Origin of the sequence: Streptomyces sp. NPDC048002 (genome assembly GCF_040653275.1) — a bacterium.
Classification (GTDB): Bacteria; Actinomycetota; Actinomycetes; order Streptomycetales; family Streptomycetaceae; genus Streptomyces.
On the sequence record NZ_JBEZNL010000008.1, the window covers coordinates 27882 to 51264 of the forward strand.

The 23383-nt window shown below is 70.0% G+C and carries 20 protein-coding genes and 4 tRNA genes; 11 read left to right on the forward strand and 13 right to left on the reverse strand.

Annotated features, from left to right (window positions below; genetic code table 11):
* The 4 genes from AB0E07_RS13225 to AB0E07_RS13240 all read right to left on the reverse strand — a co-directional run.
* Window positions 1-1777 (reverse strand): DEAD/DEAH box helicase (locus AB0E07_RS13225; protein ID WP_362249745.1); only part of this gene is annotated, 1777 nt, incomplete at its 3' end.
* Between the two features lie 224 nt (window positions 1778-2001).
* A complete protein-coding gene (locus AB0E07_RS13230; protein WP_362249748.1) occupies window positions 2002-2541 on the reverse strand; it encodes a hypothetical protein in 540 nt (179 codons plus the stop codon).
* Window positions 2542-2629: 88 nt separating this feature from the next.
* Window positions 2630-2686 (reverse strand): hypothetical protein, encoded by a 57-nt coding sequence (locus AB0E07_RS13235; protein WP_362250254.1) that lies wholly within the window; start codon window positions 2684-2686, stop codon window positions 2630-2632.
* A gap of 209 nt (window positions 2687-2895) precedes the next feature.
* Window positions 2896-3249, reverse strand: coding sequence for a hypothetical protein (locus AB0E07_RS13240; RefSeq protein ID WP_362249751.1), 354 nt, complete (start codon window positions 3247-3249; stop codon window positions 2896-2898).
* A gap of 423 nt (window positions 3250-3672) precedes the next feature.
* Between AB0E07_RS13240 and AB0E07_RS13245 the strand changes: the two genes are divergently transcribed.
* From AB0E07_RS13245 to AB0E07_RS13280, 8 genes are all read left to right on the forward strand, one after another.
* Window positions 3673-4023, forward strand: coding sequence for a metallopeptidase family protein (locus tag AB0E07_RS13245; RefSeq protein WP_362249753.1), 351 nt, complete (start codon window positions 3673-3675; stop codon window positions 4021-4023).
* Window positions 4024-4240: 217 nt separating this feature from the next.
* Window positions 4241-5815, forward strand: a complete 1575-nt coding sequence (locus tag AB0E07_RS13250; RefSeq protein ID WP_362249756.1) for a metallophosphoesterase — start codon at window positions 4241-4243, stop codon at window positions 5813-5815.
* An 80-nt stretch (window positions 5816-5895) separates the two neighbouring features.
* Window positions 5896-5968, forward strand: a tRNA-Glu gene (locus AB0E07_RS13255).
* Window positions 5969-6005: 37 nt separating this feature from the next.
* Window positions 6006-6080: transfer RNA gene (locus AB0E07_RS13260), tRNA-Asp, on the forward strand.
* A gap of 24 nt (window positions 6081-6104) precedes the next feature.
* A tRNA-Phe gene (locus AB0E07_RS13265) sits at window positions 6105-6178 on the forward strand.
* Between the two features lie 121 nt (window positions 6179-6299).
* A complete protein-coding gene (gene hrpA, locus AB0E07_RS13270; RefSeq protein WP_362249759.1) occupies window positions 6300-10244 on the forward strand; it encodes an ATP-dependent RNA helicase HrpA in 3945 nt (1314 codons plus the stop codon).
* 95 nt (window positions 10245-10339) lie between these two features.
* Window positions 10340-10414, forward strand: a tRNA-Asp gene (locus AB0E07_RS13275).
* Window positions 10415-10709: 295 nt separating this feature from the next.
* The gene (locus AB0E07_RS13280) at window positions 10710-10922 is read left to right on the forward strand and encodes a DUF6274 family protein (RefSeq protein WP_362249762.1); all 213 of its coding nucleotides are present in this window, start codon (window positions 10710-10712) and stop codon (window positions 10920-10922) included.
* A gap of 450 nt (window positions 10923-11372) precedes the next feature.
* On the opposite strand, the gene bldC is transcribed toward AB0E07_RS13280, so the two are convergent.
* Both bldC and AB0E07_RS13290 read right to left on the reverse strand, forming a co-directional pair.
* Window positions 11373-11579, reverse strand: a complete 207-nt coding sequence (gene bldC, locus AB0E07_RS13285; RefSeq protein ID WP_003949541.1) for a developmental transcriptional regulator BldC — start codon at window positions 11577-11579, stop codon at window positions 11373-11375.
* Window positions 11580-12107: 528 nt separating this feature from the next.
* Window positions 12108-12950, reverse strand: coding sequence for a hypothetical protein (locus AB0E07_RS13290; protein WP_362249765.1), 843 nt, complete (start codon window positions 12948-12950; stop codon window positions 12108-12110).
* A 219-nt stretch (window positions 12951-13169) separates the two neighbouring features.
* Here AB0E07_RS13290 and AB0E07_RS13295 point away from each other — a divergent pair, with 219 nt between their 5' ends.
* On the forward strand, window positions 13170-14273 hold the full coding sequence (locus AB0E07_RS13295; protein WP_362249768.1) for a Glu/Leu/Phe/Val dehydrogenase dimerization domain-containing protein: 1104 nt from the start codon (window positions 13170-13172) through the stop codon (window positions 14271-14273).
* A 297-nt stretch (window positions 14274-14570) separates the two neighbouring features.
* Window positions 14571-14825, forward strand: a complete 255-nt coding sequence (locus tag AB0E07_RS13300) for a DUF3073 domain-containing protein (RefSeq protein ID WP_362249771.1) — start codon at window positions 14571-14573, stop codon at window positions 14823-14825.
* Between the two features lie 75 nt (window positions 14826-14900).
* Here AB0E07_RS13300 and purM read toward each other — a convergent pair whose 3' ends face one another.
* From purM to AB0E07_RS13320, 4 genes are read right to left on the reverse strand one after another with little or no spacing between them, the layout of a single operon-like run.
* Window positions 14901-15974 carry a phosphoribosylformylglycinamidine cyclo-ligase gene (gene purM, locus AB0E07_RS13305; protein ID WP_362249774.1) on the reverse strand — a complete coding sequence of 358 codons (1074 nt, stop codon included), beginning with the start codon at window positions 15972-15974 and terminating at the stop codon, window positions 14901-14903.
* 33 nt (window positions 15975-16007) lie between these two features.
* Window positions 16008-17534: an amidophosphoribosyltransferase gene (purF, locus tag AB0E07_RS13310; RefSeq protein ID WP_362249777.1), complete on the reverse strand. Its 1527-nt coding sequence runs from the start codon at window positions 17532-17534 to the stop codon at window positions 16008-16010.
* A gap of 57 nt (window positions 17535-17591) precedes the next feature.
* Entirely contained in the window at window positions 17592-18494 is a 903-nt protein-coding gene (locus AB0E07_RS13315; protein WP_362249780.1) for an META domain-containing protein, read from the reverse strand.
* A 59-nt stretch (window positions 18495-18553) separates the two neighbouring features.
* Window positions 18554-19351 carry a sterol carrier family protein gene (locus tag AB0E07_RS13320; RefSeq protein WP_362249783.1) on the reverse strand — a complete coding sequence of 266 codons (798 nt, stop codon included), beginning with the start codon at window positions 19349-19351 and terminating at the stop codon, window positions 18554-18556.
* 162 nt (window positions 19352-19513) lie between these two features.
* Between AB0E07_RS13320 and AB0E07_RS13325 the strand changes: the two genes are divergently transcribed.
* The gene (locus AB0E07_RS13325) at window positions 19514-20098 is read left to right on the forward strand and encodes a Uma2 family endonuclease (protein ID WP_362249786.1); all 585 of its coding nucleotides are present in this window, start codon (window positions 19514-19516) and stop codon (window positions 20096-20098) included.
* 52 nt (window positions 20099-20150) lie between these two features.
* Here the strand turns inward: AB0E07_RS13325 and purL are convergent, their stop codons facing one another.
* The 3 genes from purL to purS are packed head-to-tail and all read right to left on the reverse strand — an operon-like array spanning window position 20151 to window position 23346.
* On the reverse strand, window positions 20151-22409 hold the full coding sequence (purL, locus tag AB0E07_RS13330) for a phosphoribosylformylglycinamidine synthase subunit PurL (RefSeq protein WP_362249789.1): 2259 nt from the start codon (window positions 22407-22409) through the stop codon (window positions 20151-20153).
* Window positions 22406-23086: a phosphoribosylformylglycinamidine synthase subunit PurQ gene (gene purQ, locus AB0E07_RS13335; protein ID WP_362249792.1), complete on the reverse strand. Its 681-nt coding sequence runs from the start codon at window positions 23084-23086 to the stop codon at window positions 22406-22408. Before purQ ends, purL begins: the two co-directional genes overlap by 4 nt.
* Entirely contained in the window at window positions 23083-23346 is a 264-nt protein-coding gene (purS, locus tag AB0E07_RS13340) for a phosphoribosylformylglycinamidine synthase subunit PurS (RefSeq protein WP_020124274.1), read from the reverse strand. Before purS ends, purQ begins: the two co-directional genes overlap by 4 nt.
* Window positions 23347-23383 lie beyond the last annotated feature (37 nt).

The window sequence follows — 23383 nt, forward strand, 5'->3', positions numbered from 1 at the left end:
CGAAGGAGCGACCCTCGTTGTTGTCCCGGCGGAAGCCACCACGGTCGTTGTCACGACGCTCGAAGGAACGGCCACCGCGGTCGTTGTCCCGACGGAAACCGCCACGGTCGTTGTCCCGGCGGAAACCGCCGCGGTCGTTGTCCCGGCGCTCGAAGGAGCGACCCTCGTTGTTGTCCCGGCGGAAGCCACCACGGTCGTTGTCACGACGCTCGAAGGAACGGCCACCGCGGTCGTTGTCCCGACGGTCGTCCCGACGCTCACGACGCTCGTACGTCGACGGCGCCTCGGCCCGCTCGATCCGCTCGGCGTCCTGCGCGTCCGGCTGCTCCGGCACCGCGACCTCGGCCGCGGCCACCGCCGCCTGCGCCTCGGCCACCGCCGCCTCCGGGTCCTCGCCGCGCTCGCGCGCCACGCGGGCCACCAGACGGTCCGCCTCCTCGCGCAGCTCCGACGCACGACGCTGCGCGCGCTCCAGCTGCTTGGTCAGGTGCGAGACCTCACGCTCGGCCTGCTGCGCCGCGTTGCCCGCGGACTCCGCCTGCACCTCGGTCATCGACCGGGCACCGGTGATCTCGGCGACCTCCGGGTCGAAGGCGGCACCGCCCTGGATGATGTGACGCCCGGCGTCCACGCCCGCGTCCTCCATCAGACGGAAGATCTGGCGACGCTGGTGCGGCAGCGACAGCGACACCACCGTGCCGGTCCGGCCGGCCCGCGCCGTACGGCCCGCGCGGTGCAGGTAGTCCTTGTGGTCACCGGCCGGGTCCACGTTCAGCACCAGGTCGATGCCGTCCACGTGGATACCGCGGGCGGCCACGTCGGTGGCGACCAGGACGTTGACGTAACCGTCCTTGAAGTCCGCCAGCGTCCGCGTCCGCGCGCCCTGCGTCATACCGCCGTGCAGCGCGTCCGACTTCACACCCGCGTCCCGCAGCTGCTCGGCGACCCGGTCGGCGCCCAGCTGGGTACGGACGAAGATGATCGTCCGGCCCTTGCGGGAGGCGATGGCCGCCGTGACCGGCGCCTTGTCCTTCGGCTTCACGATCAGGATGTGGTGCGACATCGTCGTGACCGCGCCCTGGGCCGCGTCGACCTCGTGCAGGACCGGGTCCTTCAGGTACCGGTCGACGAGGGTCTTGATCTCGTTCTCCATCGTCGCGGAGAACAGCATCCGCTGACCGCCCGCCGGAACCTGGTCCAGCAGCTCGGTGACCTCGGGCAGGAAGCCCAGGTCGGACATCTGGTCGGCCTCGTCGAGAACGGCGACCTCGACGTCCTCCAGCGAGCAGGCGCCGCGGTTGATGATGTCGCGCAGCCGGCCCGGGGTCGCCACGAGGACGTCCACGCCGCGCTCCAGGGCGTAGATCTGGTTGCCCATGGACGTACCGCCGCAGACGACCTTCATCTTCAGGCCGAGCTGGTCGCCGTAGGGCTGGAGGGCGTCGGCGACCTGCATCGCCAGCTCACGGGTCGGGGTGAGGATCACCGCGCGCGGGCGGTGCTTCTCGGTCCGGCCGCCGGACAGACGCGCGAGCGTCGGCAGGCCGAACGACAGGGTCTTGCCCGAGCCGGTGCGACCGCGGCCCAGGATGTCCTTGCCCGCCAGGGCGTCCGGGATGGTCGCGGCCTGGATCGGGAAGGGGGTGGTCACGCCGTTCTGCGCCAGCTTGCGCACGACACCCTCGGGCAGACCGAGGTCCGCGAAGGTGATCTCGGGAACGGCCGTCTCGTCCTCGTTCTCGGGCACGACGACGTGATCAGTACTGGAAATGGACATGCGTATGCGAAACCTTCCGGAGTCTCGTCGGCACGCGCCCGTCAACTCCGTGTTTCGCTACACGACCGCCTCTATGCGGTCCGCCACGGCAAGGGAGAGTACGCGCCACACGGCGCGCTCTGCATCGGCGCCGGGCAAATGGGATCAAACGATCTACCACCATACGCACCCCACACCCCCCAAGGCAAACCAAGCCGGTTAGACGTAGGTCACACCCCCGCCGACTAGGCCGGCGCACCCGCCTCCGGAGCCGGCTCCAGTTGCCCCAGCTGCGGTCCCGCCTCGCCGTGCGCCGACGAGGACGGCTCCGCAACCGTCGGCTCCGGAGTCGGCGTCGGCTCCACCACGGTCGGCGTCGGCGTGGGCTCCACCACGGTCGGCGTCGGCGGCACGTCCGTCGGTTCCCCGGGCCCGCCCGGCTGCTCCGACACCCCCGGCCGCCCAGGCACCGAAGCGCCACCGCCGGGCCCCTCCGACGCGGAGGCCGAGGGAGAGGCGGACTCGTCGCCCTTGCCCTTCCCCTTGCCCTTCCCGGCCTTCTTGCCCCTGCCCCGCTCGCCGTCCGCGCCCGCGGCCCCGTACCCGCCCCCGCCACCGGACACGGCCCGGTCCCCGCCCGGATCGTCACCGCCGCGCTGCCCGGCCGAACGCGACGGCTTCACATCCCCGCCGGCGCCGTCATCGCCCACACTCATACAACCCGCGGCGGCGACGACCGCCGCCACCGTGACAGCCAGACGGACAGGGACGGACAAGGGGCGCACGAGCAGCCACCTCCGGGGAAGGCGCGGGAGTCAACCTGCCCAACTCCCGCCGCCCACAAGAGGACACGCGCCCCGCCTCAGCCGGCCCTCACCCGTACCCCAGCGCATGCAACCGGTCGTCGTCGATCCCGAAGTGATGCGCGATCTATGGAGACGGACCCGGCGGTCATGGCGGAGGAGCGGGACGCCCTGGTGAAGGCCCTGGAGGGAGAGCACGCCCGCATCGCGGAGCCGGCCGTGGAGGCCGAACGCGCTGCCATGTCGTCTACGTCCATCCCTGGCCGCCACCGGTGTTGGACCGCGCAGCGGACGATGCCCTCCACGGAGTCCAGGGCGGTCAGGGTGGCCGTCTCGTCACCGTTCCGTGCGGCTCGTACGGCGGGCGTCATGCGGCCACGGCCGGGGACGCGTGGCCAGGGTCTCCAGGTCCCGGCGGGCCGTCCTGGGAGCCACACCCACCAGGGCCGCGTACGTGGTTCCGTTGACCGGCTGGCCGTCCGCCTTCAGCTTGGCCACGGCCGCCCGGATGTCCTCCAGGAAGCGGCCGGGCTTGGAGGCCGCCTTGAGGGCCGTGACCGGCTCCTCCAAACCCGGAAGGGTGTACGCCTGGAGCGATTCGGAGCGGCCAGCGGTCACGGACAGCTCAGCTTGCCGTGACTCGACGTGCATCGGTTCCGGCTCCGGGGCCTCCAGGCCCTGGCCGTCCACGGCGTCCGACTCCGGGACGTGGGGGACGGCCGCCCGCCAGGTGGAGCATGTGGGCCACCACGACCTACGGGACGGCCGACATGGCGGCCGCCGACCACGCGGAGGACACGGCGTACCCGGCCGCCATCAGGTGGGCAGTCACCTGGGCGGTCAGGGGCCATCGGCATCCCAGGATGACGTTCCCGGCCCGGAGACCATGACGGGGTCCGGGTGCCATCACAGGGCCCGCCATGGCCACGTGGACGGCGAAGACGGGACCGGTACGGGCCAGGACACGGCCAGGGACCTACCGGCCAGCCGGGCCAACTGGTACTCACCGGCGGCCGGGACAGCCAAGACGACTGAGCCGTATCTGTGTGCCTGGCGGAAGGTCAGGGCTCCGTAAGTGCTCCGATTACGTGACCACTCACAGACAATGGGCCTGTGCTGGAGATGACACGCGACAGGTTCGAAGAACTGGTGAGTGAGGCCCTGGACCAGATCCCGCCGGAGTTGACGCGGGTCATGGACAATGTGGCCGTCTTCGTGGAGGACGAGCCGCCCGCCGACGACCCGGAGCTACTGGGGCTGTACGAGGGGACCCCGCTCACGGAACGCGGCGAGTGGTACGCCGGAGTCCTTCCGGACCGCATCACGATCTACATGGGCCCGACCCTGCGCTTCTGCGAGACGGCGGAGGACGTGGTGCACGAGGTGGCCGTGACGGTCGTCCACGAGGTGGCGCACCACTTCGGCATTGAGGACGCGCGGCTCCACGAACTGGGCTGGGGCTGACCTTCTGGCATCTTTCCGACACCCCACCTGGCCCCCTGACCAGGAGTAACAGCAGGCCCTTCAACTCCGGCGGAATCCGGTCCAGGGCCTCGGCGACCTGTTCCTCGAACTCCTCACGCGTCATCTCCAGCACACCGCCGTTCTCCGGCACGGAACGCCCGTACGAGAGCCCCACCGGCCCGGCATATCGCCCCCCGCATTTGGGCATACGCGACCAATGGTCCGCGTCCCCGCCGTACTCCGCACTCCCACCCACCACGTACGACGGGCCTCCCGCGCCCTGGCCCGCCGCCCCCGCGCCCGCCGACGGCCGGCCGGCGTGCACCTCGCGCCCCGGCCCAACCCCTGGAGCCGAGCCCTCGGCCTGGTCGCGGTCGTCCTCCTCGGCGCCTGGCTCGGACTGCTCGTCGTCGGCAACGTCCGTGTCCCCGTCGGGCCCATGAACACCACCATGACCCTCCGCCCCTCCCTCACCGGCGGCACGAAGATCAACGTCTCTCCCCTGGGCGCGCTCCAGCTCGACAGCCACACCGCCCCGGTACGCCTCGACGTCAACATCGACCAGCTCGACCCCGAGCGCTCCCAGGCCCTCGTCGACCACCCCGAACGCCTCTCCGGCCTCCAGGACGAAGTCGCCCAGGACATCGCCCACGGCACCCGCGACCTCGCCCTGCGCTCCTGCGTCGCCGTCGTCACCGGCGCCACCGCACTCGGGCTCGCCGTCTACCGCCGCCCCCGCCGCGCCCTCGGCGCCGGCGGCCTCGCCCTCACCCTGCTCGCCGCCTCCGGCGGCACCGCCGCCGCCACCTGGAACCCCGACTCGGTCCTCGAACCCAGGTTCTCCGGGCTGCTCTCCTCGGCGCCCTCACTGGTCGGCGACGCCCGCAGCATCGTCACCGAGTTCGACATCTACCAGAAGGAACTCGCCCGCCTCGTCACCAACGTCACCAAGCTCTACGACGCCACCTCCACGCTCCCCGCCTACCAGCCCGACCCGACCACCATCCGCGTCCTGCACGTCTCCGACATCCACCTCAACCCCGCCAGCTGGAAGATCATCGCCTCGCTCGTCGAGCAGTACCGGGTCGACGTCATCGTCGACTCCGGCGACACCATGGACCACGGCAGCGCCGCCGAGAACGGCTTCCTCGACCCCATCGAGGACCTCGGCGCGCCCTACGTCTGGGTCCGCGGCAACCACGACTCCATGACCACCCAGCGCTATCTGGAGAAGCTCAAGAACGTGCACGTGCTCGACGACGGCAGGGCCAGGACCGTCGCCGGCCTGCGCTTCGCCGGCATCGGCGACCCCCAGTTCACCCCCGACCGCACCGCCCAGCCCGGCGCCGGCGCCTCCCAGGAACTCGCCGGCGCCCGCCTCGCCTCCGCCCTCCGCGACCAGCGCGCCGCCGGCACCCCCGCCGACGTGGCCGTCGCCCACGAACCCGCCGCCGCACGCGAGGTCGACGGCGAGGTCCCCCTGGTCCTGGCCGGCCACCTCCACCACGACGAGATGGAGGTCCTGGAGCAGGGCACCCGGCTGCGCATCGAGGGCTCCACCGGCGGCAGCGGGCTGCGCGCCATCGAGGGCAAGTACCCCGACCCCATCGAGACCTCGATCCTCTACTTCGACCGGGACAGCCGCCGCCTCCAGGCCTGGGACGAGATCGAGCTGGGCGGCCTCGGGCTGACCACGGCTGAGGTCAGCCGCCACCTCCCGGAGGAGAACCACCCGGGCGTCACACCGCCCCCGACCGTCACCCCCACACCCACCCCGAGCCCCTCCCCGTAAACCGTTTTGGCGATCCCTCCCGCCATCCCATATGCTTCTCACGTCCCCGACGCGCTGGAAAGCGCGCAGGCGGGCCGATAGCCCTCATCGTCTAGCGGCCTAGGACGCCGCCCTTTCAAGGCGGTAGCACGGGTTCGAATCCCGTTGGGGGCACGCAGTACGGTGTGCGACACTGTCGTACGCAAAGCAAGGTCCTGTGGAGCAGTTTGGAGTGCTCGCCACCCTGTCAAGGTGGAGGCCGCGGGTTCAAATCCCGTCAGGACCGCTGAGGTTTCCCCGGAAGCCTCGTGGCTGGGTAGCTCAGTTGGTACGAGCGATCGCCTGAAAAGCGATAGGTCGCCGGTTCGACCCCGGCCCCAGCCACAGCGAGAGCCCCGATCCTCACGGATCGGGGCTTCTTTCTTGCCGGGCGACGACACCCGGCGGACGGCGACGGCAAAAGCGTTCGCCATGAATTTGGCCGGGATGAGATCCTGGACCGCGTATGTCTACGCATCCTGCCCCCGCCCTCGGCGCCCTCGCCCCCCGTCTGACCGAGCTGTCGTTGCGCGACGCGCACCGGCTCGGGCGGCGGCTCGAAGGTGCGCGCAAGATCCGTAAGCCGGAGGCCCGGGACGCCGTTCTCGCCGAGATCGAGGCGGAGGTCGTCCGGGCCGAGGAGCGGATGGGGGTGCGGCGTGCCCGGGTTCCGGCCGTCGGGTACCCCGAGCAGTTGCCCGTCAGCCAGAAGAAGGACGAGATCGCGGCCGCCATCCGTGATCACCAGGTGGTCATCGTCGCCGGTGAGACCGGGTCGGGCAAGACGACGCAGATCCCGAAGATCTGTCTGGAGCTGGGCCGCGGGGTCCGCGGGATGATCGGGCACACACAGCCGCGGCGGATCGCGGCGCGCACGGTGGCGGAGCGGGTGGCCGAGGAGCTGGACACCCCGCTCGGACAGGCCGTGGGCTGGAAGGTCCGTTTCACGGACCAGGTGAACCCGGACGCGACGTTCATCAAGCTGATGACGGACGGCATCCTGCTGGCGGAGATCCAGACCGACCGTGAGCTGCGCGCCTACGACACGATCATCATCGACGAGGCGCACGAGCGGTCGCTGAACATCGACTTCCTGCTCGGGTACCTGGCGCAGCTGTTGCCGAAGCGGCCGGATCTGAAGGTCGTCATCACCTCCGCGACGATCGACCCGGAGCGGTTCTCCCGGCATTTCGGGGACGCGCCGATCGTCGAGGTGAGCGGGCGGACGTATCCGGTGGAGGTCCGGTACCGGCCGCTGCTGGAGGAGGACTCCGAGGACGCGGACCGCGATCAGATCACCGCGATCACGGACGCGGTCGAGGAGCTGATGGGCGAGGGGAAGGGCGACATCCTCGTCTTCCTCTCGGGTGAGCGGGAGATCCGGGACACCGCGGACGCGCTGGAGCGGAAGAAGTACCGCTTCACCGAAGTGCTGCCGCTGTACGCGCGGCTCTCGCACGCGGAGCAGCACCGGGTGTTCCAGCCGCACACGGGCCGCAGGATCGTTCTGGCGACGAATGTCGCCGAGACCTCGCTGACGGTGCCCGGCATCAAGTACGTGATCGACCCGGGGTTCGCCCGGATCAGCCGTTACAGCCATCGCACCAAGGTGCAGCGGCTGCCGATCGAGCCGATCTCGCAGGCCAGCGCGAACCAGCGCAAGGGCCGGTGCGGTCGTACGAGCGACGGTGTCTGCATCCGGCTGTACGCCGAGGACGACTTCGAGGGGCGTCCGGAGTTCACGGACGCGGAGATCCTGCGGACGAACCTGGCGTCGGTGATCCTTCAGATGACCGCGGCGGGGCTCGGGGACATCGAGAAGTTCCCGTTCATCGATCCGCCGGACCACCGGAACATCCGCGACGGTGTCCAGCTGCTCCAGGAGCTGGGCGCGCTGGACCCGGCGCAGAAGGACGTGCGGAAGCGGCTGACGGAGACGGGCCGCAAGCTGGCGCAGCTGCCGGTGGACCCGCGGCTGGCGAGGATGGTGCTGGAGGCGGACCGCAACGGCTGTGTCCGCGAGGTCATGGTGATAGCCGCCGCGCTGTCGATCCAGGATCCGCGGGAGCGGCCGGCGGACAAGCAGGCCCAGGCCGACCAGCAGCACGCCCGCTTCAAGGACGAGACCAGTGACTTCCTGGCGTACCTGAACCTGTGGCGGTACGTGCGCGAGCAGCAGAAGGAGCGGGGTTCGAGCTCCTTCCGGCGGATGTGCAAGCAGGAGTACCTGAACTTCCTGCGGATCCGTGAGTGGCAGGACATCTATCTGCAGTTGCGCACGGTCGCGAAGCAGATGGGGATCGAGCTGAACGAGGAGGACGCCCCGGGCGACCGGGTGCATGTGTCCTTGCTGGCCGGCCTGTTGTCCCACATCGGGATGAAGGACGTGAAGGACGGCAGCAAGAACGAGTACCTGGGGGCCCGGAGCGCCAAGTTCGCGATCTTCCCGGGTTCGGCGCTGTTCCGTAAGCCGCCGCGTTTCGTGATGTCGGCGGAGCTGGTGGAGACCTCGCGGCTGTGGGCCCGGGTCAACGCGAAGATCGAGCCGGAGTGGGTCGAGCCGCTGGCGGGCCACCTGCTGAAGCGGACGTACAGCGAGCCGCACTGGGAGAAGGACCAGGCGGCGGTGATGGCCTTCGAGAAGGTGACGCTGTACGGCGTGCCGATCGTCGCCCAGCGGAAGGTGAACTACGGGCGGATCGACCCGGAGGTCAGCCGGGAGCTGTTCATCCGCAACGCGCTGGTCGAGGGCGACTGGCGTACCCATCACAAGTTCTTCGCCGACAACCGCCGACTCCTCAGCGAGGTCGAGGAGTTGGAGCACCGGGCGCGGCGCCGGGACATCGTGGTGGACGACGAGACGCTGTTCGACTTCTACGAGCAGCGGGTGCCGGAGCACGTGGTCTCCGGGGCGCACTTCGACTCGTGGTGGAAGCGGAAGCGGCAGGAGCAGCCGGAGTTCCTGGACTTCGAGCGGGAGATGCTGATCCGGGAGTCGGCGGAGGCGGTCACCAAGGCCGACTATCCGGACTCGTGGCGGCAGGGTCCGTTGAAGTTCCGGGTGACGTACCAGTTCGAGCCGGGTGCGGACGCGGACGGTGTGACGGTGCACGTTCCGTTGCAGGTGCTGAACCAGGTGACGGGGGAAGGCTTCGACTGGCAGATCCCGGGTCTGCGCGAGGAGGTCGTGACGGAGCTGATCCGTTCGCTGCCGAAGCCGATCCGCCGGCACTACGTCCCGGCGCCGAACTACGCGAAGGCGTTCCTGGAGCGGGCGGTGCCCTTGCAGGAGCCGCTGACGGTGACGATGGCGCGTGAGCTGAAGCGGATGGTCGGGGTGCCGTTCGAGGCGGACGACTTCGACTGGGCGCGGGTGCCGGACCATCTGCGGATCACGTTCCGGATCGTGGACGAGCGGCGGCGGAAGCTGGCGGAGGCCAAGGATCTGGAGGCCTTGCGGCTCCAGCTGAAGCCGCGGGCGCAGAAGGCGCTGTCGCAGGCGGCCGCGGCGACGGCGTCGCGGGAGGGCGGCGAGTCGCTGGAGCGCAAGGGGCTGACGGACTGGTCGATCGGGACGCTCGCGCGGGTCTTCGAGACCCGTCGGGCCGGTCAGCCGGTGAAGGCGTTCCCGGCGCTGGTGGACGACGGCGACACGGTCTCGGTGCGGTTGTTCGACTCGGAGGCCGAGCAGGCGCAGGCGATGTGGCAGGGCACGCGCCGGCTGGTGCTGCGCAACATTCCGGTCAATCCGGGGAAGTTCGCGAGCGATCGTCTGTCGAACGCGCAGAAGCTGGCGCTGTCGGCGAATCCGCACGGTTCGGTGCAGGCGCTGTTCGACGACTGCGCGATGGCGGCGGCGGACAAGCTGATCGGTGACTTCGGCGGGCCGGCCTGGGACGAGGAGTCGTACCGGAAGCTGTTCGACCGGGTGCGGGCGGAGATCGTCGACACGACGGTGCGTACGGTCGGGCAGGTGCAGCAGGTGCTGTCGGCCTGGCAGGCGTGCGAGCGGCGGCTGAAGGGCGTCCGCAGCACCGCGCTGCTGGCGAATCTGGCGGATGTGCGGGGGCAGTTGGACGCGCTGGTGAAACCCGGCTTCGTGACGGCGTCGGGGGTGGGCCGGCTGCCGGATCTGCTGCGGTACCTGGTGGCGGTGGACCGTCGGCTGCAGCAGATGCCGTCGAACGTGCAGCGGGACACGACCCGTATGGAGAAGGTCCACGAGATGCGGGACGAGTACGCGTGGCTGCTGGAGCAGATGCCGCAGGGGCGTCCGGTGCCGCGTCAGGTCCTGGACGTCCGGTGGATGATCGAGGAGCTGCGGGTCAGCTATTTCGCGCACGCGTTGGGCACGGCCTACCCGGTCTCGGACAAGCGGATCGTGAAGGCGATCGACGCCCTGGCACCGTGACGGAGCCTGCACGGACGGTGAGTTCGACCAGGACACCCAGGGTCCTGTACAGTCTCATCTCGCAGCGCAACGCAGGAAAAAGCGCCGCGAAACCTGGTCCTGTGGAGCAGTTTGGAGTGCTCGCCACCCTGTCAAGGTGGAGGCCGCGGGTTCAAATCCCGTCAGGACCGCATGACCGAAGGACCCGGGTCTCACGCCCCGGGTCCTTCTGCGTGTGCCCGTACAACTGCGCGCGCTCGTACGGGGGCTGACCCGCCCGCACGAAGGGCCGGCCCGCCCGCGCGAGGGGCAGAAGGGTAGCGCGGGCGGGCGACAGCGTTCCGACAGGGACGCACCGGGGCCGGCGAGGGGCCGGTCAGGGCCCGCGAGGGGCACCGAGGCGCCTCGCGCCGTCTTGACGGCGTCCCGTTCGCTCGGTACCCAGAAACCAGGGCCCCTTCCCTGTAGGGCCCCTGGGGGTGGCGTATGGCGGCTTCGGTCAGGCACGAGACGCGGGCCCTGCTCCGCGCGCATCTGTCTGCCGCTTCCTCCTACCGGCATCTCACCCGGCACTGTCCGATCTGCCATCAGTTGCTGAGGCTGGCGATGGACTCGGCGCCGCCGGCCGCGGACCACGCCCCGGCCGAGGACGACGGGTCCGCGGCGCCCACCGAGGACGAGAGCCCGTCGCCCGCGTGACCCTCCCGAGCCCCAACACCCCTGCCGCCAGGGGGTGCTGGAAGGTGCGGCTCCTCTAGCGCACATACGCCGGAGGCAACAAGCGCCCTGGCATGTGACGGGTGTCACCGCATGAGTTTTGAAAACGGCGGTACTTACACCCGTCCTACAACTAGTCAATTTAATATGTGCAATTGCACCGCCCCGAGGGTCGGATCCACAGGAGATCCGACACCCCTGCCCAGGGTCCGACAAGGCCACACACAGGGCACCCGGCGAGCCCGCGTCCACGCACAAAAAAGATCGCGCTGGACCCGGCGGAGTCCAGCGCGATCTACGACGCACCCTGTCAGTTGCCTGAAGCCCTGGGCGTGGGCCCTGTTGGGGCAGGACCCGCGTCGCTTGGAGCTGTGGGTTCCGGACGCCTCGGCACGTTGGGGGACCCGCCGATTTGTCCGGTTATGAAGTTGTTCAGGCCTCGCTGCGCTGCTGCGGGATGCCCGCGAGCAGAGCGCGGACCTCGGCCTCGCGGTAGCGGCGATGCCCGCCGAGCGTGCGGATCGACGTGAGCTTTCCGGCCTTCGCCCACCGCGTGACCGTCTTGGGGTCGACGCGGAACATGGTGGCGACCTCAGCCGGGGTCAGCAGCGGCTCGGCATCAGGGGTGCGAGCGGTCATGAGCGGCCTCCTCGGGAGAACCGAACCTTCTCGGTTCTTTCCTCTAAATTCTGCACCTTGACCCGCGTTGCCCGAAATGGCGGACGCGAGTCGAGTCGGTTATAGGACGAACGGCTTGTCCTCGGCACTACAACTACACCATCTGTCCAGCCGCGTCGGCCAAACCGATGGAATTGCCCCTCCAGGTGTTCATCAGCGACGGAAGCCGATGGACCATGCCATAGCGGACAGTCACGCCACTGTGACGATCAGTCACAGGGCGATCAGGAGTCACCAGACCCCCCAAAGCGTGCAATGCGAGCAGAGTCCTCCCCGGACTCCTTGTCCTATTTTGGCATGAGGGAGGGGAAGGGACGCAAGGGCCGCGTAAGTGCGGTCCATCACGCTTGACACACCTTGAGGAGAAAGCCCGGATCGGGTCCTACGTCCGATGTTGACGAAACTTCAGGAACCCCGGGCGCACCAGAAGGAGGACGAAACCCCAAAACGGGCGTCAGGTCAAACGTCAGTTCGTGACCTGGCCCACAGTCAGTTGGCCGACCGGCGCTCGCGCACCGAGCGCCAGCGCTCCACCAGCCGCCCGTACGCCGCGCCCGCGGCCGCCCCGTCCCCGGACCGCAGCGCCGCGATGCCCTCGGCCACGTCGGCGGCCGAGTGGTCGTCCTCCAGCTCGCCGGCCGGCAGCACGTGCACGAGGCCGCCGTAGTCGAGTTCGACCAGGGAGCGCGGATGGAACTCCTCCAGCCAGCGGCCCACGTCCACCAGGCCGTCCACGAGCGGCCCCTCGTCCACGGTGTCCTTCAGCGTCCGCAGCGCGCGGGCCACCCGGCGGCGCGCCTGGACCATCGGCGTCCGGTAGCGCAGCAATGGCGGAATCTCGCCGGTCCCCTTGTCGTAGCGCCGTTCCTCGTCGGAGACGAGGACGAACCAGTGCAGCGGCACCTGCCAGGTCGCGGTGCGGATCCAGGGGCGGGCGTCGGGGTTGATGCCCAGCCACCGCTCGTAGTCCTGGGCGGCCTGCTGCCGCAGCAGCGGGGGGAGCACCGCGTCCAGGACCGGGGCGGGCAGCTCCTCGCCGAGGTCCTCCAGCGCCAGCCAGCCGCGCAGCCGGGTCCGCCACGGGCAGACGCACACCACGCCGTCCACCTCCACCACGAACGCGTCCAGGCTCTCGTGCACGGGCACCGGGACCGGCGGCGTGGGCAGCAAGTCGGCGAGGGCGCGGCGCAGTTCGTCCTGGTAGGAGGGGCGGTCGGGGCGCCGGGCGTAGCGCGCCCAGTGGCTGCGCTCGGGTTCGGGGAAGGCGGCCAGCGGCTCGTAGACGCGCAAGTAGACCGCGTACGGGACGATCACCGAGGACACCTTGGGCACGCCTGCTCCATCCCCCGCCGTCCGCCGGGAAAACCTGGGAAACCCGCTCACAAAGACGCGGGAAAACTATGCAAATCGTCGCACGGGGGTACTCCGGGAGTAGGTGATCCTGAGCACGTCGAGGTGGCGGGGCGCCCCAGGCTCTACTCTCTTGCTCACAGTTCCCGCCACCCCAGGGAGCTGGACCCGATCGCCGCTACTTACCCAGGAGTCACCACAGTGACCGACGTAACCGGCGCACCTGCTGATGTACTGCACACCTTGTTCCACTCGGAGCAGGGCGGACACGAGCAGGTCGTGCTCTGCCAGGACCGCGCCAGCGGCCTGAAGGCCGTCATCGCCCTCCACAACACCGCGCTCGGCCCCGCCCTCGGCGGGACGCGCTTCTACCCCTACGCGAGCGAGGCGGAGGCCGTCGCCGACGCCCTGAACCTCGCGCGCGGGATGTCGTACAAGAACGCCATGGCCGGGCTCGACCACGGCGGCGGCAAGGCCGTGATCATCGGTGACCCGGAGCGGGACAAGACCGAGGAGCTGCTGCTCGCCTACGGGCGTTTCGTGGCCTCCCTGGGCGGCCGCTACGTCACCGCCTGCGACGTCGGCACGTACGTCGCCGACATGGACGTCGTGGCCCGCGAGTGCCCCTGGACGACCGGCCGCTCCCCCGAGAACGGCGGCGCCGGCGACTCCTCGGTGCTCACCGCCTTCGGCGTCTACCAGGGCATGCGCGCCTCCGCCCAGCACCTGTGGGGCGACCCCTCGCTGCGGGCCCGCAAGGTCGGCATCGCCGGGGTCGGCAAGGTCGGGCACCACCTGGTCGAGCACCTGGTCGCGGAGGGCGCCGAGGTCTTCGTGACCGATGTCCGCGAGGACGCCGTGCGCCGGATCACCGAGCGGCACGCGCAGGTCACGGCGGTGGCCGACACCGAGGCCCTGATCCGCGTCGAGGGGCTGGACGTCTACGCCCCCTGCGCGCTGGGCGGGGCCCTCGACGACGACTCCGTGCCGGTGCTGACCGCCAAGGTGGTCTGCGGCGCGGCCAACAACCAGCTCGCCCACCCGGGTGTGGAGAAGGACCTCGCCGACCGCGGGATCCTCTACGCGCCGGACTACGTGGTGAACGCGGGCGGGGTCATCCAGGTCGCCGACGAGCTGCACGGCTTCGACTTCGAGCGGTGCAAGGCGAAGGCGGCCGGTATCTACGACACCACGCTCGCCATATTCGCACGTGCGAAGGCGGACGGGATTCCGCCGGCCGCGGCGGCCGACCGGATCGCCGAGCAGCGGATGCACGAGGCCGCGACGGCCCGCCGGGCGGTCTGATCCGACCGGTCCCGGAGTTAGGTCCGGTACCCGCCGGCGGGCACTTAGAGAGAACTCTCACGTTCGTCGGCGGGTCGCCCGCGAAGAAGTAGTTAAAATCGCGGTTGACCAGCGGGTACGGGGCGTCCCGAGGGTTGTGGGCTCAGGCACGTGCTGCGGGCGACGTACCGTATGCGCGTGGGCTCAGGTACCGTGGAAGCCCTACGGGCCGGTCTCTCTGCGGAGAGCCCGTTCCGGATCATGAACGCGTGTCAAGACTCTGGGGCCGTCGAGCCCCGTCACCGAGGGGGTCGAGCCATGGGGCGCGGCCGGGCCAAGGCCAAGCAGACAAAGGTCGCCCGCCAGCTGAAGTACAACAGCGGCGGGACTGACCTGTCGCGTCTGGCCAACGAGCTGGGCGCTTCGACTTCGAGCCAGCCGCCGAACGGCGAGCCGTTCGAGGACGACGAGGACGAAGACGACCCGTACGCGCAGTACGCGGATCTCTACAACGACGACGAGGACGATGAGGACGACGAGTCCGGTCCCGCGTCGCAGCGCCGAGGCGCTTGACGACTCTGCTGTGCTCGACCCGGTCCGAGGCGGTCACCCGCCGCCGGACCGGGTTTTGCGCTGCCTTCGCGAACGTCAGCCGGCGTAGTCGCCCACCAGCTCGGCGCCCGTGGTGTGCTCACCGCGGTCGGTGATCTCACCGGCGACCCAGGACTCGACACCGCGGTCGGCCAGTGTCGCCAGGGCCGCGTCCGTCGCTTCCTGCGGCACGATCGCGATCATGCCGACGCCCATGTTCAGGGTCTTCTCCAGCTCCAGCCGCTCGACCTGGCCCGTCTTCCCGACGAGGTCGAAGACCGGGGCCGGGGTCCAGGTGGAGCGGTCCACGACGGCGTGCAGCTCGTCGGGGATCACCCGGGCCAGGTTGGCGGCGAGGCCACCACCGGTGATGTGCGAGAACGCGTGCACATCGGTGGTCCGGGTCAGCGCCAGACAGTCCAGCGAGTAGATCTTGGTGGGCTCCAGCAGCTCCTCGCCGAGGGTGCGGCCGAACTCCTCGATCCGCGCCTCCAGCGCCGAACCGGCCCGGTCGAGCAGGACGTGGCGGACCAGCGAGTACCCGTTCGAGTGAAGACCGGAGGCCGCCATGGCGATCACCGTGTCACCCGTACGGATGCGATCGGGGCCGAGCAGGCGGTCGGCCTCCACCACGCCCGTACCGGCGCCGGCGACGTCGAAGTCGTCCTCGCCCAGCAGGCCGGGGTGCTCGGCCGTCTCGCCGCCCACCAGGGCGCAGCCGGCCAGCACACAGCCCTCGGCGATGCCCTTCACGATCGCGGCGACGCGCTCGGGGTGGACCTTGCCGACGCAGATGTAGTCGGTCATGAACAGCGGCTCGGCGCCGCACACCACGATGTCGTCCATGACCATCGCGACCAGGTCGTGGCCGATGGTGTCGTAGACACCCAGCCGGCGCGCGATGTCGACCTTGGTGCCCACACCGTCGGTGGCGGAGGCCAGCAGCGGACGCTCGTAGCGCTTGAGGGCGGAGGCGTCGAAGAGGCCGGCGAAACCGCCGAGGCCGCCGAGGACCTCGGGGCGCTGGGTCTTCTTCACCCACTCCTTCATCAGCTCTACGGCGCGGTCGCCGGCCTCGATGTCGACACCGGCGGCAGCGTAGGAAGCACCGGTGACAGGAGTCTCAGACATTGCCTGGGATCTTTCGGGTTGGTGATACGAGGCTCAGGGGCGACGGATCGCGTCGGCCGCGGCCGTGGCGGCCGGTCCGGCGGCCAGCTCGGTCTCCAGGAGCTGCTTGCCGAGCAGCTCGGGGTCCGGGAGCTCCATCGGGTACTCGCCGTCGAAGCAGGCACGGCAGAGGTTCGGCTTGTCGATGGTGGTCGCCTCGATCATGCCGTCGATGGAGATGTACGCCAGGGAGTCGGCGCCGAGCGAGGTGCCGATCTCGTCGATGGTCATGCCGTTGGCGATCAGCTCCGCGCGGGTGGCGAAGTCGATGCCGAAGAAGCAGGGCCACTTCACGGGCGGCGAGGAGATCCGGATGTGGACCTCGGCGGCGCCGGCCTCGCGGAGCATGCGGACCAGGGCGCGCTGGGTGTTGCCGCGCACGATGGAGTCGTCGACGACGACCAGCCGCTTGCCCTTGATGACTTCCTTCAGCGGGTTCAGCTTCAGACGGATGCCGAGCTGCCGGATCGTCTGCGAGGGCTGGATGAACGTACGGCCGACGTACGCGTTCTTCACCAGGCCGGCGCCGAACGGAATCCCGGACGCCTCCGCGTAGCCGATGGCGGCGGGAGTGCCGGATTCCGGGGTCGCTATGACCAGGTCGGCCTCGACCGGGGCTTCCTTCGCGAGCTTGCGGCCCATCTCCACACGGGAGAGGTAGACGTTGCGGCCGGCGATGTCGGTGTCGGGGCGGGCGAGGTACACGTACTCGAAGACGCAGCCCTTGGGCTTCGCTTCCGCGAATCGGGAGGTGCGCAGGCCGTTCTCGTCGATGGCGATGAACTCGCCGGGCTCGATCTCGCGGACGTAGCTGGCGCCGCAGATGTCCAGGGCGGCGGACTCCGAGGCGACGACCCAGCCGCGCTCCAGGCGGCCGAGGACCAGCGGGCGGATGCCCTGCGGGTCGCGGGCCGCGTACAGGGTGTGCTCGTCCATGAAGACGAGCGAGAAGGCGCCCTTGACCTGCGGGAGGATCTGGTGGGCGGCTTCCTCGATGGTCAGCGGCTTGCCGTCCTCGTCCGCCTGGGCCGCGAGCAGCGCGGTCAGCAGGTCGGTGTCGTTGGTCGCCGCGACGCGCGGGGTGCGGCCCTCCTGCTTGGGGAGGTCGGCGACCATCTCGGCGAGCTGGGCGGTGTTGACGAGGTTGCCGTTGTGGCCGAGCGCGATCGAGCCGTGCGCGGTGGCGCGGAACGTCGGCTGGGCGTTCTCCCACACGGAGGCGCCGGTGGTCGAGTAGCGGGCGTGTCCGACCGCGATATGACCCTGGAGCGAACCGAGAGAGGTCTCGTCGAAGACCTGGGAGACCAGGCCCATGTCCTTGAAGACGAGGATCTGGGAGCCGTTGCTGACCGCGATTCCCGCGGATTCCTGGCCCCGATGCTGGAGGGCGTAGAGCCCGAAGTACGTGAGCTTTGCGACCTCTTCGCCCGGAGCCCAGACACCGAAGACGCCACACGCGTCCTGGGGGCCTTTCTCGCCGGGGAGCAGATCGTGATTGAGTCGACCGTCACCACGTGGCACGGCTCCGAGTGTAGGCGAGATCGACCACTGGTCCGAATTCGCTGGGAGTGGGCTTTCTTACTTCTCCGGGGCCGCCGGCTTGGCGATCAGACCGCGCCCAGGGGGGTTCGTGAGGGTCAGCGTCCGGTCTTTCTGCTGGTAGGACACCTTGCCGGCGAGGATGTCGAGCAAGGCCTGCTCGGTCTTCGTCGCCGGGCCCTCGCACAGCATGCGGGTGGTGGACAGACGTCCGAAGTCGATGGTGCCGTCCGTCACGGTGGCCTCGCCGCGGAAGTTGTTGCAGCCGAGGTTGCCGCTGACGGTGCCGTCCTCGGCGAGGGTGAAGTGGGCCTTCACGCCCTTGGGCAGGGACTGCGCCTGCTCGTCGTCGGTGAGGGTGTCGACGGTCCACTTCGTGCCCTTCAGGGCGGGCTCGGGTTCGTTCTTCACGGGTCCCTCCTTCAAGGTGATCGAATCGCCGTCGCCCCTGGTCAGGGTGAGGGTCCTGGCACCGTCACGGCCTTGGACGGCGGCCTTGAGGGTGCCGGTGAACACGCTCAGGAAGCGCTCCTCGAACTCCTGGACCGGGCCGGGGCAGCCCATCGCGGTCGAGGCGAGGTCGGTGATCCTCACGGTGTCGCCCTCGACGGTGACGTCGGCGCCGAAGCCGTTGCAGCCGACCGTGCCGCCCGACTTGCCGCCGCCGACGCCCGGCTCGGTGGTGTCGGGCTTGAGCACGATGTGCGCCTCGTCGACGCGGAACTCCTTCACGTCGGCCGGCAGCGCGTACTCCTTGCCGTCGACGGTGACCTGTTGCGGCACCCAGCGGGTGTCCGTGATGCCGGTGGCCTTCCTGGTCGTCTCTCCGCCGCCGACCGCGCCGCTGCCGCTGCCGCTGCCGGACTCCGTGCCGCAGGCGGCCAGCACGGCGATGCCGGTCAGGGCCGCGGCGGTGTACTTGGCCTGTGTCGTCCGCTTCATGTCTCTTCGACGCACGAGGCGGCTGTTGGGTTCGGTGCCGTTACCGGTCCGTTGTGCCGTCAGCTCATCAGGGGCAGCAGTGCGCCGAGATCGGCGCGCTCGCCGCTCGCCATGACCCTGGCCTCGTCCCGGGCCCGCCGCCACTCCAGCCGTCCGGTCGCGAGCCTGATCCAGGTCAGCGGGTCGGTCTCGACGACGTTCGGCGGGGTGCCCCTGGTGTGCCGGGGCCCCTCGACGCACTGCACGACGGCGTACGGCGGGATCCGCACCTCCGTCGAGCCGCCGGGCGCCTTGGCGGCGAGGGCGTCGGCGAGCAGCCGGGTGCAGGCGGCGAGGGCCTGCCGGTCCTGGGGCACGTCCAGGCCCGGTACCGCGGCGTTCAGGTCGTCGGTGTGGACGACGAGTTCCACGGCGCGGGTGACGAGGTAGTCGGCCAGCGGCAGGGCACCCGCGTTGGTCCGCAGCAGCCGGCCGCCCGGGTGGGTGTCGAGCTGCTGCTCCAGGGTGTCCGCGACCTCGGCGAGGTAGACGCCGAGGTCGGGGTGGTCCCGGACCACTCCCCTGGTGAACTCGTCGATGGCGGCGGAGTGCACGGCGGTGGCGAACGGCCAGTCCAGGAGCACCGCGTCCGGCCTGTCCGGCTCCGGCAGGTCCAGGGCCCGCCCGATCGCCGTCAGCGCCATCCCGATGTGCGCGACCAGCTCCCGCACGGTCCACGCGCCGAGCCGCGTGGGCGACGCGAGCTGCTCGCCCGTGAGCCCCCGCACGGCCTCCCGCACATGCCCGAGCTGAGCGAACACGGCGGCACGGGTCCTGACGGGGTCATAACTGCGGGGGCGCTTCTTGGCGGGGGGCATGCGATCAAGGTTAGGCAGGACGGGCGGCGGGGGGTGAGGGCTTGGAGGATCTCATCTTGGGCCGCCCGGGAAACCGCCACTCGTACGTGTGTTCCGCTCGGAAACGCCCCACAGCCGCTCCGGCTGCCCACAACGCTGGTACGCGCAAGGAAGGAGGGGAACATGACGGTTATGGCCGAGCACACGTCTCAGATGTCGGTGGAGGAGTTCGAATCGATCGCCGCCACCGCTCCCGAGACCGTCACGTTGGAGTTCATCAACGGACGGATCGAGGTCAAGCGGGTGACGGACGGGGATCACAACACCATCGTGGCCTGGCTCGCCCGGCGCTGTATGCAGACCAGGCCCGACCTGGATCTCTACAGCGGCCAGGGACTACGCGTCGACGCCTACCGGGAGGGCAGGGCGAAACCGGACGCGGTGGTCGCGCCCGAGGCCCACTTCGCGGGGCACGGCGAGTGGGCTGACCCCGAGGGGGCACTGATGGTCGTCGAGGTGACCTCGTACGACTCGGACACCGACCGGCGGGACCGGCACGAGAAGCCGGCCGCCTACGGGCGGTGCGGGATCCCGCTGTACCTCCTGATCGACCGGGACTCCTGCACGGTGACGGTGCACAGCGGACCGGACCGGACCGTCGGCGGCTATCGCGACCGGCACACGACGAAGTTCGGCGAGACCGTGCGGCTTCCCGATCCGATCGGCATCGAACTCGACACCGAGGTCCTGGAGAACTACGTGCGCTGAACGGAAAGGGTCCCGGCCGTGGGGCGGACGGGACCCTTCTGCCGTACGGCTACTACGCCAGCAGGGCCGGGATCGTGGCCTCGTGGGTCTCGCGGAGTTCTGCCAGGGGGAGGGAGAACTCGCCCTGGACGTCGACCTCGTCGCCGTCGACCACGCCGATGCGGGTGACCGGGAGGCCGCGCGCGCCGCACATGTCGTTGAAGCGGAGCTCCTCCGAGCGGGGCACGGCGACGACCGCGCGGCCCGCCGACTCCGAGAAGAGGAAGGTGAAGGCGTCCAGGCCGTCCGGGACGACCAGGCGGGCGCCCTTCCCGCCGAGCAGCGCCGACTCGACGACCGCCTGGATCAGACCGCCGTCGGACAGGTCGTGCGCGGAGTCGATCATGCCGTCGCGGGAGGCGGAGATCAGGATCTCGGCCAGCAGCCGCTCGCGCTCCAGGTCGACCTTCGGGGGCAGTCCGCCGAGGTGGTCGTGGACGACCTGGGACCAGGCCGAGCCGCCGAACTCCTCGCGGGTGTCACCGAGGAGGTACAGCAGCTGCCCCTCCTCCTGGAAGGCGACCGGGGTGCGGCGGGCCACGTCGTCGATGACGCCGAGGACGGCCACGACCGGGGTCGGGTGGATGGCGACCTCGCCCGTCTGGTTGTAGAGGGAGACGTTGCCGCCGGTGACCGGGGTGCCGAGCTGCTGGCAGGCGTCCGCCAGACCGCGGATGGCCTCCGCGAACTGCCACATGACCGCCGGGTCCTCGGGCGAGCCGAAGTTCAGGCAGTCGGAGACGGCCAGCGGCTTCGCGCCGGTGGTGGCGACGTTGCGGTACGCCTCGGCGAGGGCGAGCTGGGCGCCGTGGTACGGGTCGAGCTTGGCGTACCGGCCGTTGCCGTCCGTGGCGATGGCGACGCCGAGGCCGCTCTCCTCGTCGATCCGGATCATGCCGGAGTCCTCGGGCTGGGCGAGGACGGTGTTGCCCTGCACGAAGTGGTCGTACTGCGAGGTGATCCACTTCTTGGACGCCTGGTTGGGCGAGCCGACCAGCTTCAGGACCTGCGCGCGCAGCTCCTCGGCGCTCGTGGGCCGCGGCAGCTTGTTCGCGTCGTCCGCCTGGAGCTCGTCCTGCCAGGACGGGCGGGCGTAGGGGCGCTCGTAGACCGGGCCGTCGTGCGCGACCGTGCGCGGGTCGACGTCGACGATCTTGCCGCCGTGCCAGAAGATCTCCAGCCGGTCGCCGTCGGTGACCTCACCGATGACGGTGGCGATGACGTCCCACTTCTCGCAGATCTCCAGGAACCGGTCGACCTTCTCCGGCTCGACGACCGCGCACATCCTTTCCTGCGACTCGCTCATGAGGATTTCCTCGGGCGAGAGCGTGGAGTCGCGCAGCGGGACGTCGTCGAGGGTGACGCGCATGCCGCCGGAGCCGTTGGAGGCCAGTTCCGAGGTGGCGCAGGACAGGCCCGCCGCGCCGAGGTCCTGGATGCCGACGACGAGCTTCTCGGCGAACGCCTCCAGGGTGCACTCGATGAGGAGCTTCTCCTGGAAGGGGTCGCCGACCTGCACCGCGGGGCGCTTGGACGGCTTGGCGTCGTCGAAGGTCTCGGAGGCCAGGATGGAGGCGCCGCCGATGCCGTCGCCGCCGGTGCGGGCCCCGTAGAGGATGACCTTGTTGCCGGCGCCGGACGCCTTGGCGAGGTGGATGTCCTCGTGCCGCATGACGCCGATGGCACCGGCGTTGACCAGCGGGTTGCCCTGGTAGCAGGAGTCGAAGACGACCTCGCCGCCGATGTTGGGCAGGCCCAGGCAGTTGCCGTAGCCGCCGATGCCGGCGACGACGCCCGGGAGGACACGCTTGGTGTCGGGGTGGTCGGCCGCACCGAAGCGCAGCGGGTCCACCACCGCGACCGGGCGGGCGCCCATCGCGATGATGTCGCGCACGATGCCGCCGACGCCCGTGGCCGCGCCCTGGTAGGGCTCCACGTACGAGGGGTGGTTGTGCGACTCGACCTTGAAGGTGACCGCGTAGCCCTGGCCGACGTCGACGACACCGGCGTTCTCGCCGATGCCGACGAGGAGGGCGTCCGACTGCGGGGCCTTCTCGCCGAACTGGCGCAGGTGCACCTTCGACGACTTGTAGGAGCAGTGCTCGGACCACATGACGGAGTACATGGCGAGCTCGGCACCGGTGGGCCGGCGGCCGAGGATCTCGACCACGCGCTCGTACTCGTCCTTCTTCAGGCCGAGTTCGGCCCAGGGCAGCTCGACGTCGGGGGTCGCGGCCGCGTGCTCGACCGTGTCCAGAGGCGTCCGGCTCATGCGTTGACCAGCTTCTTGAGGATCGAGGTGAAGAAGGGGAGGCCGTCGGTGCGGCCGGTGCCGATGAGCGGCTCCACGGCGTGCTCGGGGTGCGGCATCAGGCCCACGACGTTGCCGGCCTCGTTGGTGATGCCGGCGATGTCGTTCAGCGAGCCGTTCGGGTTGAAGCCCAGATAGCGGAACGCGACCCGGCCCTCCGCCTCCAGCTTGTCCAGCGTGTACTGGTCGGCGACGTAGCGGCCGTCCATGTTCTTCAGCGGGATGTGGATCTCCTGGCCCGCCTCGTAGTCGCTGGTCCAGGCCGTGTCCGCGTTCTCCACCCGCAGCTTCTGGTCGCGGCAGATGAAGTGCAGGTGGTCGTTGCCGAGCATGCCGCCGGGCAGCAGGTGGGCCTCGGTGAGGACCTGGAAGCCGTTGCAGATGCCGAGGACCGGCAGACCGGCCTTCGCCTGCTCGATGAGGGTCTCCATCACCGGCGAGAAGCGGGAGATGGCTCCGGCGCGCAGATAGTCGCCGTAGGAGAAACCGCCGGGCAGCACCACGGCGTCGACCTGGTGGAGATCCTTGTCCTTGTGCCAGAGAGCGACCGGTTCGGCACCCGCGAGGCGGATCGCGCGCTGGGTGTCCCGGTCGTCGAGACTCCCCGGGAAAGTGACGACGCCAATACGAGCGGTCACTTCGCGGCCTCCGCGACTTCCTCCACCTTGACGGTGAAGTCCTCGATCACGGTGTTGGCGAGGAAGGATTCCGCAAGATCATGGATGCGGGCGAGCACGGCCTCGTCGACCGGTCCGTCAACTTCCAGTTCGAATCGCTTTCCCTGACGTACGTCCGAGATGCCTTCGAAACCCAGTCGCGGCAGTGCGCGCTGCACCGCCTGGCCCTGGGGGTCGAGGATCTCCGGCTTGAGCATGACGTCGACTACGACGCGTGCCACTGGCACTCCCGGTGTGTGGTGCTGAGCAGGTTCCTTC